At 37.8% G+C, this 12201-nt stretch carries 12 protein-coding genes; 8 read left to right on the top strand and 4 right to left on the bottom strand.

Annotation, left to right across the window (positions count from 1 at the left end; translation table 11 throughout):
* Positions 1–276: 276 nt before the first annotated feature.
* Positions 277–1920 carry an L-glutamate gamma-semialdehyde dehydrogenase gene (pruA, locus tag G3I01_RS01045; RefSeq protein WP_219550331.1) on the bottom strand — a complete coding sequence of 548 codons (1644 nt, stop codon included), beginning with the start codon at positions 1918–1920 and terminating at the stop codon, positions 277–279.
* Between the two features lie 139 nt (positions 1921–2059).
* Between pruA and G3I01_RS01040 the strand changes: the two genes are divergently transcribed.
* Positions 2060–2779, top strand: a complete 720-nt coding sequence (locus tag G3I01_RS01040; RefSeq protein WP_219550329.1) for an NRDE family protein — start codon at positions 2060–2062, stop codon at positions 2777–2779.
* On the opposite strand, the gene apaG is transcribed toward G3I01_RS01040, so the two are convergent.
* Genes apaG through G3I01_RS01025 form a run of 3 tightly spaced genes read right to left on the bottom strand, consistent with a single transcriptional unit; the run spans position 2764 to position 5533 of the window.
* Positions 2764–3150 (bottom strand): Co2+/Mg2+ efflux protein ApaG, encoded by a 387-nt coding sequence (gene apaG, locus G3I01_RS01035; RefSeq protein ID WP_219550327.1) that lies wholly within the window; start codon positions 3148–3150, stop codon positions 2764–2766. The two genes, G3I01_RS01040 and apaG, sit on opposite strands and share 16 nt — an antisense overlap.
* 1 nt (position 3151) lies before the next feature.
* Positions 3152–4267, bottom strand: coding sequence for a DUF3667 domain-containing protein (locus G3I01_RS01030; protein WP_219550325.1), 1116 nt, complete (start codon positions 4265–4267; stop codon positions 3152–3154).
* A 12-nt stretch (positions 4268–4279) separates the two neighbouring features.
* Positions 4280–5533, bottom strand: coding sequence for a DUF5103 domain-containing protein (locus tag G3I01_RS01025; protein ID WP_219550323.1), 1254 nt, complete (start codon positions 5531–5533; stop codon positions 4280–4282).
* A 160-nt stretch (positions 5534–5693) separates the two neighbouring features.
* Between G3I01_RS01025 and G3I01_RS01020 the strand changes: the two genes are divergently transcribed.
* From G3I01_RS01020 to G3I01_RS00990, 7 genes are all read left to right on the top strand, one after another.
* A complete protein-coding gene (locus tag G3I01_RS01020; RefSeq protein WP_219550321.1) occupies positions 5694–7037 on the top strand; it encodes a Na(+)-translocating NADH-quinone reductase subunit A in 1344 nt (447 codons plus the stop codon).
* Between the two features lie 14 nt (positions 7038–7051).
* Complete coding sequence (locus tag G3I01_RS01015; RefSeq protein ID WP_219550319.1) at positions 7052–8239, top strand: NADH:ubiquinone reductase (Na(+)-transporting) subunit B; 1188 nt, start codon at positions 7052–7054, stop codon at positions 8237–8239.
* Positions 8240–8241: 2 nt separating this feature from the next.
* A complete protein-coding gene (locus tag G3I01_RS01010; RefSeq protein ID WP_219550317.1) occupies positions 8242–8985 on the top strand; it encodes a Na(+)-translocating NADH-quinone reductase subunit C in 744 nt (247 codons plus the stop codon).
* A 2-nt stretch (positions 8986–8987) separates the two neighbouring features.
* Positions 8988–9734 carry an NADH:ubiquinone reductase (Na(+)-transporting) subunit D gene (locus G3I01_RS01005; RefSeq protein WP_108170193.1) on the top strand — a complete coding sequence of 249 codons (747 nt, stop codon included), beginning with the start codon at positions 8988–8990 and terminating at the stop codon, positions 9732–9734.
* 27 nt (positions 9735–9761) lie between these two features.
* Positions 9762–10376 (top strand): NADH:ubiquinone reductase (Na(+)-transporting) subunit E, encoded by a 615-nt coding sequence (nqrE, locus tag G3I01_RS01000; protein WP_219550315.1) that lies wholly within the window; start codon positions 9762–9764, stop codon positions 10374–10376.
* Between the two features lie 15 nt (positions 10377–10391).
* Complete coding sequence (gene nqrF, locus G3I01_RS00995) at positions 10392–11678, top strand: NADH:ubiquinone reductase (Na(+)-transporting) subunit F (RefSeq protein ID WP_219550313.1); 1287 nt, start codon at positions 10392–10394, stop codon at positions 11676–11678.
* A 165-nt stretch (positions 11679–11843) separates the two neighbouring features.
* Positions 11844–12200 carry a Na(+)-translocating NADH-quinone reductase subunit F gene (locus G3I01_RS00990; RefSeq protein WP_219550310.1) on the top strand — a complete coding sequence of 119 codons (357 nt, stop codon included), beginning with the start codon at positions 11844–11846 and terminating at the stop codon, positions 12198–12200.
* Position 12201: the final 1 nt, after the last annotated feature.

Raw genomic sequence — 12201 nt, 5'->3', positions numbered from 1 at the left:
ACAATAATTAGTTACGTAGGGTATAATAAAATGGGGTAAAATAATGTGGGGCGACATTAATTTGCCATATCACATAATTTGTTGAGGGCAAGTGAGATAGCGAATAAATTTAAATGAAATTTATTAATAATTACTAATTTTTCGCTAAAAAACGTTGATTGTCGATGAAAATCGCAATTCTTTCTGAAATAAAATCTAATTACTTGATTGTCAACTACAAATAAAAAGGCCGCTTTTTCAAGCGGCCTTTCGAATAATTTAGATGTTTTTTGAGAGTTATTCTCCCATAAATGGATATCTGTAATCTGTTGCTGGAACAAAAGTCTCCTTGATCAATCTCACAGAGATCCATCTCATAAGGTTCATTTTGGATCCTGCTTTATCATTGGTACCACTAGATCTTGCACCACCAAATGGTTGCTGACCTACAACAGCTCCCGTAGGCTTGTCATTGATATAGAAATTACCAGCAGCATTTTGAAGCAGATCTGTCGCCTGGGCAGCGGCATAACGGTCTCCGGATAAAATTGCTCCTGTTAATGCATATATACTGGTATTGTCTACGACTTCACAGATATCTGCCCATTTCTGCTCGTTGAAGTTTTTATCGTCATATACGTATATAGTAACTACAGGGCCAAATAATTCGGTTTCCATAGTAGTATAATGAGGATCTGTGGTTAGGATAACGGTTGGTTCAATAAAGTAACCTTTAGATTTATCATAATTTCCACCAACTACGATCTCAGCATTCTTATCTTTCTTGGCTTTATCAATATAGCTTGCCAGTTTATCGAAAGAAGCTTCGTGTATAACCGCATTGATAAAATTGGTCATATCTTCTGGCGATCCCATTTTAAAGGATTCAACGTCTTCTTTTACGAATTCTTTGATCTCTGGCCAAAGACTTTTTGGAAGGTAAACTCTGGAAGCAGCACTACATTTCTGTCCCTGGTATTCAAAAGCACCTCTTGAAATTGCTGTTGCAACTTGTTTAGCTTTTGCAGTTGGATGTGCAAGAATAAAATCTTTTCCTCCTGTTTCTCCCACAATTCTTGGGTAAGATTTGTATTTACGGATGTTACTTCCAATTTTTTCCCAAATTCCTTTAAATACGTCAGTACTTCCTGTGAAATGGATTCCGGCGAAATCTGGACTTGCAAGTACCGTATCGGTAATCATTCCAGGATCACCATTGATCATGTTGATTACACCATCAGGAACTCCTGCTTCTTTGAATACTTCCATAAGTACCTGGGCCGATAGCATCTGGCTGTCACTTGGCTTCCATACAGCAACATTACCCATAAGGGCCGCACTCGATGGTAGATTACCTGCAATTGCGGTAAAGTTAAATGGAGTGATCGCGTATACAAATCCTTCAAGAGGTCTGTATTCCACACGGTTCCAATTACCATCGGAAGAGATTGGTTGCTCATTATATAGTTCAGCCATGAACTCTACGTTAAATCTAAGGAAATCACAGATCTCTGCTGCAGAATCAATTTCAGCCTGGTAAATATTTTTGGACTGGCCAATCATAGTAGCCGCATTCAATCTCTGTCTATAAGGTCCAGAAATAAGGTCTGCAGCTTTAAGAAAAATAGCAGCACGTTGTTCCCACTCCAGTTTAGACCATTTTTTTCTGGCTTCTAGAGATTCGGCAATTGCTTTTTCTACATGTTTTTTCTTAGCCAGATGATAGGTTCCAACTACGTGTTTGTGATCGTGCGGAGGATTTATAGTTTTAGTATCACCTGTTTTTATTTCTTCAGATCCAATGTAAAGCGGAACTTCAGTATTTGCGTTCCATAGATCTTTGTAAGTAAGTAAAACTTCCTCTCTTTCGGGAGTACCTGGAGCATAGCTCTTAACTGGCTCATTTACAGCCACAGGAACGTGAAAAAATCCTTTTCCCATAATATTATTTTTGCTTTTTTCGATTGTAATTTAATTCCGTTAAAGGTAAAAAAATAAAGCGGTTTAGAAGAACAAGTAGGTACCCTTCACGAAAGCTTAACTTTTTTTGTAATTTTCCTTAAAATTTTGAGATTCACCTATGTGTACGGTCACTTTAGTTCCCCATCCAGATTCTATGAATGGATTTATTCTTACATCAAACAGGGATGAAGCTGTAAGTAGGGAAACCCTTGCTCCACAAACGGAGATATATAAAGGAACAAAACTATATTATCCAAAAGATAAAGAGGCAGGAGGGACCTGGTTAGGGGTAAGCGAAAATCTAAGGTGTATTTGTCTTATGAATGGTGCTGATAAACCTCATGTTCGAAAACCTGAATATAGAAAAAGCAGGGGGGTAGTGGTGAAAGATTTTTTAAGCAGGAAAAAACTGAAAAAACTTTTACAGGACTATAAACTCGAAGGCATTGAACCATTTACCATGATCATCGTAGACTGGCATAACGGACTTATTTTTTATGAGTTTTTATGGGATGGCGAAAATAGAAGGATCAGTAAGTTGCCCATGCAAGAACATATCTGGTCTTCTTCCCCTTTATATAATGATTCCATGAAAGACCTTAGGAGAAAATGGTTCAAAGAGCTGAAAGAATCCAAGGGCTTTTCTTCTGAGGCTCTTTTGGATTTTCACCATAATGCCGGTGAGGGAAATAAAGAATCAGATCTTATTATTGACCGTGGTTTTTTGAGGACTCAGAGTATTAGCCAAGTTCATAACTCTACCATGGAGTTGAAATTCAGTTATGAGAATTTAAGAACAAAGGAATATACCGAAGAATATATTCAGTTTAATGCGTAAGGTGCGCTTAATTTAAAGGTTGGTATCCTGACCTTGAAGCTCCTTGAGTTAGAAAAATTGAGCATATTATAATACCCTGTCATCGCTCCAAACGGACCGGTTAAAAGACAGCCACTTTGGTAAGTATGGCTTTCGTTCGGTTTTAAAATGGGTTGTTTGCCAATGACCCCTTCTCCTTTTACTATTTCAGTATCGTTAAGGGCATCTTTGATCTCCCAGAAACGCGATTTTAACTGAACAGAATCATTGCTCTGGTTCTCTATAGTGATCTGGTAACCAAAAGCATAGTGTATCTTATAGTTCTTATAGAACATCCCTTCGAAATGTGTTTCGACTGAAATCTTGATGCCTTTGGTGATCTGTTGGGTCATTTTAAAATATTGAGAACGAAACAATTACAGCGATAACTGTGGCTATTGCAGCTAAAATAAAGAATATTATGTTTAGTATGATAAACTTTAAAATCGTTTTAACACGCCCCTGACCATAAAAATTTCTCATGGATTTATACAGGTAGAAGACAAATATTGTATTGGCTAAGGTGAAACCCCAGTCTGAATTTATCATATAATCTATGGAGTAGCCAATTATGTAAAGGACGAATAGGGTAGACTGGACATGGAAAGCAAAAATAAGATGTTCCATATAGTTGAACGGTCGTCTCAGGTAAAGCAGCCAAATAAAAAGCGCAAAAACAGGCAGATAGAAGAATATGATAAAGGGCAGTTTATTGATGAAATAATCGGCAAATAATTTGGGATTATTATAAAACAGGTCAAATTTTATAGCCTTGTGATAAAGCCAGGTATTCCAGCCCGAATTCTCATAATTTAATTCTTTTAATGCTGCTTCTGAATCGGTTACTCTTTTCTCCTTATAGTATTTATAGAAAGTATTTAGCTTATGTCCGTTTTTGGTAAAGAAGTCCATGCTGTCCAGATCTTTCTGAAGTACATATGAATCCTTGTAAGTTTCAACTTCTTCTGGTTTAGCAGATACTTTATTAAAAATAGAATCTACGGGTATGTTGTTTTTTTTAAGAATTGGAATCTCCTGTAATTCAGATTTCAGGAGACTGTCTTTCTGTATTTCAGCCATGTCATTTCTGAAACCCTCATCCTGCTCGGCAAGGTTCACTCCTTCAAATCTGTCTGAAATACCGGCAATCAGGAAAAAAACGATCGATGCGCTAAGGTAGAATCTAAACGGATTCGCATACCTTACCCTTTTTCCATTTATATAATCCTTTGAAATTTTCCCGGGTTTAAAAAGCAAGACCCGCAAAGTTCTCTGAAATCTGGAATCGTAAGAGAACATACCAGAGAAGAATTCGGTGATGAGGTCGCCAAAATTTAATTTTCGGGTTGTGTTTTGCTGTCCGCAATTTGGGCAATAGCGATCAGTCTTGTCTAAAGGTAGATCACAGTTCAGGCAATGGTCACCACGATACTTATAAATGGCATCCTTTTTATTATATTTTTCCAGCATTGGGAAAAGGTATTAGTTTCGAATATTTTGAGAATTTGCATATCCAACACCAATCATTCGGTCATATCTTGCTCCGGGTGTGCGGTAGTAAACAAAAATGCTGTACAGATTTTCGGTCTCATCAAAATTACCGCTTATAAATCCGTCATCAATAGCGCCATCATCAGTAAGTAGGACATATTTATAATTATAATATCCCTGCTTGAATAACCTGGCTCCCTCATAATAGCCCGTAACCTCATTATAAGTTAATAAGGTGCTTTTGTCTAACTCATAATTGTTGAATCCACCATAAAGATGGATCTCAGAATTTTCAACGAAATCATAATTCTTTAATCGAAAATGTACCCAAACGTATTCAGCTTCAATATCAGAATCCTGGGCCTGAATATTCCTCACGATAAAACCTCCATTAATATCTGGATTGTAAGTGTAGGGTTCATTTTTCCTGGTGAAATCCAGAAATAGGTAATGATGGTAAAGGTCTTCAAGTTCTACACTCGAGATATCGGCAGTTGTGACCCTTATTTCTTTATTATCGAACTGAAGGAATTCATTGCCTCCCCAAAAAGAGGATTCTGTATCATATCTGTAAATAAGTTCATTGGCGATCGTATACTGAGGTTTCAGATCTTTTATGGCCAGTTTCAAATTGTTATTCTGTACAACCATGACCTTGACGTTCTGTTCAGGATTTTTTAGAAGTAGGTCCGGTGAATTTATACTGAAATTTACCACCTGTTTTTCGTCAATATATGTAAGGTCTCTGGATCTTTTGATCTCAGCGCTTACCTGGGCAAGAGGTTCATAGACCATGAATTTCCTGGAGAAGACAAGTTCACGGTTACTATTATAAACGCTCAACAGGTAATTTCCGGAAACCTTTAATTGTTTCACATTATTATTTGGGATTGTCAACTCATAATGTGTATAAGGCTGTAGGGTATTCAAAGCATTAGTGAATTCCATGATCCTTACATTGTCAAAACCTTCCAGGTATTCATTTTTGCTAAGTTGGCTGGGGGTCCAGTCAAAATTATAATGCTCTATTGTATAATAGTAATCTGCTTCGTCTCCAATAATATCGTCAAACGTAAGGGTTAATCTATTGCCTAATCTAATCGTAGGATTGCCTTCATTTTCCTGGGTTCCACCCTGGAAAATTATAGTCCTTATAAACGATGGAGGAGGAGTCTCTTCTATCTGCTGAGTGTAGGCTGAGAAAGTAATTCCTCCAAAAATTAGAAAAAATAGAAAGGCTTTCATATAAATTATAATAGACAAAGTTAATAGAAATAAGCTTTTTGCGAGAATTTATTTTAACAGTTGACCAAAGTAAAATTCTAATAATTCTTGGGATAAATGGACTGAAAATTCATAAATTTGCACGACTTTAAACTAAAAATTTTAACATACACTCCATCCTATGTCAAAAGACATTCGAATTAAAAGAGGATTATCTCTGCGATTAGAAGGGGAGGCGGAAAAGGAACTTGTAAAAGCTCCGAGATCCAAGACTTACGCGATCAAACCGCCAGATTTTCACACTGTTGTACCTAAAATGGTTGTAAAAGAAGGAGCAAAGCTTCTTGCCGGTGATGAGATTTTCTATTCAAAATATACAGACGAAATTCGCTTTACTACACCTGTAAGCGGTGTTCTTAAAGAAATCAAAAGAGGGGATAAAAGAAGAATCCTTGAAGTGATCATTGAGGCAGACTCTGAAGATGCTTACCGTGAATTCGGTAAAATGGATGCATCTAAAGCCGACGCTAAAGATGTGAAGGAAAGGATTCTGGAAAGCGGTTGTGGTGCTTTTATATATCAGCGACCTTATGATATTGTTGCAGATCCAAAAGACACTCCAAAAGCTATTTTTATCTCAGCAGTAACAACTGCTCCTCTAGCAGCCGATAAAGGCTTCATTATTAAGGATAAGGTTGAAGCGTTTCAGGAAGGGATCAACGCCCTTAAAAAATTAACTCCTGGAAAAGTTCACCTTTCTGTAGATGATAGTTCAGCACAATATTTGAAGAATATTGAAGGTGTGGAATTGCATCATGTAAATGGAGTTCACCCGGCAGGAAATGTTGGAGTTCAAATTCATAAGATTGATCCTATTAACAGAGGAGAGAGCGTTTGGACCGTAGGAGTAGAGGATGTTGCTATTATTGGTAACGTGTTCTTAACCGGAGAGCTTCATGCAGATCGCACCTTTGCGGTTACAGGTAGTGAAGCTAAAGATAGAAAGTATTATCAGGGGACAATCGGCGCTAATGTGGCAGACCTTATAGGTCAGGTTTCAGATGACGTTAGAATAATCTCTGGTGATGTACTTACTGGTACCAAGCTATCCAACAATCAGTATATAGGTTTCTTCGAAAATGAAGTTACACTTATTCCTGAAGGGAATAAATACAGAATGTTTGGATGGTTACCTTTTACCTACAATAACATTCACTCAAATTCACATACTTCTTTATCCTGGTTGTTCCCAAATAGAAAGTATAAGCCAACCACCAATTTAAATGGTGAAGAGCGTGCTTTGGTGGTAACCGGAGAAATGGAAGAGGTTTTGCCTATGGACGTATATCCAATGCAGCTTATTAAGGCATGTATGGCAGGAGATATCGAAAAAATGGAAAATCTGGGCATCTATGAAGTAGCGCCTGAAGATTTTGCATTGGTAGAATATGTGAACACATCTAAAATTGAGATTCAGGAAGTAATTAGATTAGGTCTGGATTTAATGATCACTGAAGTAGGTTAAAAAGCTGAAGAACTATGGAATGGATTAGACAAAGATTAGATAAAATAAGGGAGCCTTTTAATAAAGGTCAAAAATTAGAGAAGTATGCGCCGGCAATCAATGCCCTGGATACTTTTCTTTTTACTCCTAATCATACAACTCAAAAAGGAGCTCACATTCGTGATGCAGTAGATCTTAAGAGAACTATGATCACAGTGGTGATCGCTCTTATCCCGGCGCTGATTTTCGGAATGTGGAATGGTGGATATCAATATCTTCACCAGTTACCGGAATACGCTAATGGTGTACCATTTATGGATGCATTTCTGGAAGGGGCTTTAAAAATTGTTCCTATGATCGCTGTTTCTTATGCGGTGGGTCTTGGAATCGAATTTGCTTTCGCGATTTATAGAGGTCACGAGGTGAACGAAGGTTACCTGGTAACAGGATTGCTTATTCCTATGATCATGCCAATCGATATTCCTTTATGGATGGTGGCATTATCTGTTGTATTTGCGGTTCTTATCGGGAAAGAAGCTTTTGGTGGTACAGGAATGAACATTCTGAATCCTGCACTAACTGCTCGTGCATTTGCTTTCTTCGCGTATCCTACTTACATGTCTGGTAATACAGTATGGGTAAGCAACGCAGCTGAAGTGGATGCCGTTTCAGGAGAAACAATTCTTGGAACCCTGGCTTCAGGAAATGAAGTAAGCTATTCAGCAATGAACATGTTCAGCGGGATGATCCCTGGATCTATCGCAGAAACTTCTGCGATCTGTATTCTTGCAGGTGCCCTAATCCTTATACTTACCAAAGTAGGTAGCTGGAGAATTATTCTTAGTGCTTTCATTGGAGCTGCTATTATGGGGCTAATTTTCAACTCGCTGCCTTCCCTTGGAATTCAAGGTAACGAATTGACTAATTTCCCATGGTACCTTCACCTTATTGTTGGTGGACTTGCCTTTGGTATTGTGTTTATGGCAACAGATCCGGTATCTGCGGCTCAAACCATGAAAGGTAAGTGGATCTATGGATTCCTTATTGGATTCCTGTCAGTAATGATTCGTGTATTCAACCCGGCGTACCCAGAAGGTGTGATGCTAGGAATTCTATTGATGAACGTTTTTGCTCCAACTATTGATCATTATGTGGTTCAATCTAACATCAATAGAAGAAAGAAAAGACTTAAGAGTGCTAATCCTCAGGTAGAAACAGCATAGATATGGAAGAGAAATCAGTAAATAAAACAAATAGCAACGGTTATACATTTATGTTTGCCGTGATCCTTGTAGTGGTGGTAGCTTCGGTACTTGCGTTTGCTGCGACTTCACTTCAACCAACTCAACAGGAGAACATTCGTAAAGAGAAAATGCAGAATATCCTTTCTACTGTAGGTATTGCTACAGATAGAGATGGGGCAAAAGAACTTTACGATCAATATATAGTTGAAGAGATTGCCATTAGAAAGGACGGTTCAGTAGATGAATCTGTAGACGCTTTTAAAGTAGACCTTGCTAAGGAACTTAAGAAACCAGTGGAGGAACAAATATTTCCACTTTATGTTGCCGAAGTTGAAGGTTCCAGATATTATATCGTTCCTTTGAGAGGTAACGGACTTTGGAATGCTATCTTCGGATACATTTCTTTAAAAGATGACGTGAACACAATTAAGGGTGCGACTTTCGATCACCTTGGTGAAACTCCTGGTCTTGGTGCAGAGATCACTAAAGAATGGTTCAAGAAGAAATTCGAAGATGAAAAGATCTTCGATTCTAATGGAAACCTTGTTGGTGTATCTGTTGTAAAGGGAAACATTGATGTTTCAGATAAAGATGATAATAAAGTAGATGCTATTTCCGGAGCGACTATTACCGGTGATGGTGTTTCAGATATGATCTCAGAAAGACTGAAGCGTTATTTGCCTTATTTCGAGAAGCAAACGGATATTAAAGTAGCAATAAAATAATTATGGCTAAAGAGAAAAAATTCAACTCTGCTAAAGAGGAAGAGAAGAAACAGGAAATGATCCTTTTTCTTTCAGATTCTGAAGAAAAAGAGCATTTTCTTTCCAAAGGGAATAGAAAATTATTATCAGATCCTTTAGATGATAACAACCCAATTACAGTACAGGTATTAGGTATCTGTTCTGCACTGGCAATTACGGTTCAGTTAGAGCCGGCAATTGTAATGGCAATCGCGGTAATGGTGGTAATGGCTTTTAGTAACATGATCATTTCTATGTTGCGAAATCTTATCCCAAGCCGTATTCGTATAATCGTGCAGTTGGTGGTTGTAGCTTCGCTTGTAATTCTTGTAAGTGAGGTTCTTAAAGCTTATGCATTCGACGTTAGTAAACAATTATCGGTATTCGTTGGTCTTATTATTACCAACTGTATCGTGATGGGACGTCTGGAAGCTTTTGCTTTAGGTAACGGAGTATACAAATCTTTCCTTGATGGGATTGGGAACGCTGCGGGATATGGATTGATCCTTATCATTGTTGCATTCTTTAGAGAGCTTTTAGGTTCGGGTAAATTATTCGGATTCGAGGTTCTTGGTCATAAAGGTGCTACCCTTGCTGAATCAACCGGACTATATGCGTTTGGTTATGAGAATAACGGTTTAATGTTGTTATCGCCAATGGCTCTTATCGTGGTAGGAGTGATCATCTGGGTGCAACGTGCTAGAAACCGTAAACTAATTGAAGAAAACTAATAGCTGAACAGCAAAAAAGTATAAAAAATGGAATTAGTTAATCTATTTGTAAGAAGTATTTTCATTGAAAATATGATATTCGCCTACTTTTTGGGAATGTGTTCCTACCTGGCGGTATCAAAAACTGTAAAAACAGCTGTTGGTTTAGGTGCTGCCGTTATATTCGTATTGGCGATTACTGTACCAATTAACTTTTTACTTGATAATTACCTGTTGAAACCAGGAGCTCTTACATGGTTAGGAGCAGAGTATGCAGAGATAGACCTTAGTTTCCTAAGTTTTATCATGTTTATTGCAGTTATTGCTTCTATGGTTCAACTTGTTGAGATGATCGTGGAGAAATTTGCACCTGCACTTTATGGTGCTCTTGGTATCTTCCTTCCGCTTATCGCTGTAAACTGTGCCATCCTTGGTGGTTCTTTATTTATGCAGCAAAAAGATTTTGGTGGAATATCTGAAGCTATTACCTACGGGTTTGGTAGTGGAATTGGATGGTTCCTTGCAATCCTTGCGATCGCAGCCATTAGAGAAAAAATTGCATACTCAAACGTCCCTGCTCCATTAAAAGGTCTTGGTATTACTTTTATCATTACCGGCTTAATGGCTCTAGGATTTATGAGTTTCATGGGAATTAAATTATAATCGTAAAGAAAGATTATGACAGTTATAATAGCGAGTGTAGTAGTATTCTTAGTTCTTATTTTGTTATTGGTTTCTATCCTTTTAGGAGCCAAAGCGAAATTGTCCCCATCTGGACCAGTAACTATTAATGTTAATAATGAAAAAGATATAGAAGTTGGTTCCGGTGGAACTTTACTTTCAACTCTTGGAGACAATAAACTTTTCCTTCCTTCTGCCTGTGGTGGAGGTGGAACCTGTATCCAGTGTAAGTGTATCGTAAAAGAAGGTGGTGGAGCAATTCTTCCTACAGAAGAGCCTCACTTCACCAGAAAAGAGATTGCTGATGGCTGGAGACTTGGTTGCCAGGTGAAGGTAAAGCAGGATATGAAGATTACCATTCCTGAAGAAGTTTTCGGAATTAAAAAATGGGACGCTACCGTTGTTAGAAATTACAACGTTGCTTCATTTATTAAGGAATTCGTAGTAGAGATTCCTGAAGATATGGACTATAAGGCTGGAGGTTATATTCAGATTGAAGTTCCTAAGTGTGAGGTGAAATTCGAAGATATGGATATCACTGCTCACCCTGAAGAACATGAAACTCCAGATAAGTTCCAGGCAGAGTGGGATAAATTCAAACTTTGGCCATTAGTAATGAAAAACCCTGAAACAGTGGAAAGAGCTTACTCTATGGCTTCTTACCCTGCAGAAGGACGCGAGATCATGCTTAATGTTCGTATCGCTACTCCGCCATGGGATAGAGCTAAGGATGGTTGGATGGATGTAAACCCTGGGGTTGCTTCTTCTTATATCTTTAGCCTTAAGAAGGGTGATAAAGTTGTAATTTCAGGACCTTACGGTGAATTCTTTATCAACGAGAGCGATGCAGAAATGCTTTACGTTGGTGGTGGAGCCGGAATGGCACCAATGAGATCTCACCTTTACCACTTATTCAGAACATTGAAGACCGGTAGAAAAGTGACTTACTGGTATGGTGGACGTTCTAAAAGAGAGTTGTTCTATACAGAACATTTTAGAGCATTAGAAAGAGATTTCCCTAACTTCAAATTCTATCTGGCACTTTCTGAGCCGATGGAAGAAGATAACTGGAAAGTGAAATCCAGTCTTGATGATGAAGGGGATGGATTCGTAGGATTCATTCACCAGGTGGTAATAGATAATTATTTATCACATCATGAAGAACCGGAAGAAATAGAATTATATTTCTGTGGACCTCCATTGATGAACAAAGCAGTTCAGAAAATGGGTGAGGACTTCGGAATACCACCAGAGAATATCAGATTTGATGACTTTGGAGGATAATAATTATAATCCCGCTTCGGCGGGATTTTTTTTGCATTTATTTGAAGTTATAAGAATTATGTAATTCGTCATTTCAGGATCTCAATAACCTTTAATTTGAAAAGCCGTAACAAGTTCTGCTGGACCATAATCAATTTTTAATCATCTAATTTTTATCTTTATCTCATGCCGAAATTAAATAAACAGGAATTGCATAATCTCGCGATGAATATCGTAGGCAAGGACCTTGAGGATAATGGATATGAATTTCTTGGAGTGAATAGTAAGTTAAAGAAAAATCCTCAGTTCGTTGCTCTGAAGGAATCCAAATTGCATTTTGTGATCGTAAGAGCTATTGAATATCCCGATGATCCAAATGCCTTTGATCCGGCCTTTATGAAAGATATCAAGGAGCACGCTCAGAAATTTAATGCAAGAACCTTTTATGCAGGTGTTGGTCTTGCGAATTCCAGCGATTATGAAAAACCCATCACCAGCGATGAGGATTATATTGTTAATTATTCCGGTTGGAAAGAATTTTAGA

Origin of the sequence: Gramella sp. MT6 (genome assembly GCF_019357415.1) — a bacterium.
Lineage (GTDB): Bacteria > Bacteroidota > Bacteroidia > Flavobacteriales > Flavobacteriaceae > Christiangramia.
This window is presented reverse-complemented; position numbering and strand designations above follow the sequence as displayed.

Coding starts and splice junctions, on each gene's coding strand:
- pruA (WP_219550331.1), bottom strand. CDS start 1,920: ATGGGAAAAGGATTTTTTCACGTTCCTGTGGCTGTAAATGAGCCAGTT.
- G3I01_RS01040 (WP_219550329.1), top strand. CDS start 2,060: ATGTGTACGGTCACTTTAGTTCCCCATCCAGATTCTATGAATGGATTT.
- apaG (WP_219550327.1), bottom strand. CDS start 3,150: ATGACCCAACAGATCACCAAAGGCATCAAGATTTCAGTCGAAACACAT.
- G3I01_RS01030 (WP_219550325.1), bottom strand. CDS start 4,267: ATGCTGGAAAAATATAATAAAAAGGATGCCATTTATAAGTATCGTGGT.
- G3I01_RS01025 (WP_219550323.1), bottom strand. CDS start 5,533: ATGAAAGCCTTTCTATTTTTTCTAATTTTTGGAGGAATTACTTTCTCA.
- G3I01_RS01020 (WP_219550321.1), top strand. CDS start 5,694: ATGTCAAAAGACATTCGAATTAAAAGAGGATTATCTCTGCGATTAGAA.
- G3I01_RS01015 (WP_219550319.1), top strand. CDS start 7,052: ATGGAATGGATTAGACAAAGATTAGATAAAATAAGGGAGCCTTTTAAT.
- G3I01_RS01010 (WP_219550317.1), top strand. CDS start 8,242: ATGGAAGAGAAATCAGTAAATAAAACAAATAGCAACGGTTATACATTT.
- G3I01_RS01005 (WP_108170193.1), top strand. CDS start 8,988: ATGGCTAAAGAGAAAAAATTCAACTCTGCTAAAGAGGAAGAGAAGAAA.
- nqrE (WP_219550315.1), top strand. CDS start 9,762: ATGGAATTAGTTAATCTATTTGTAAGAAGTATTTTCATTGAAAATATG.
- nqrF (WP_219550313.1), top strand. CDS start 10,392: ATGACAGTTATAATAGCGAGTGTAGTAGTATTCTTAGTTCTTATTTTG.
- G3I01_RS00990 (WP_219550310.1), top strand. CDS start 11,844: ATGCCGAAATTAAATAAACAGGAATTGCATAATCTCGCGATGAATATC.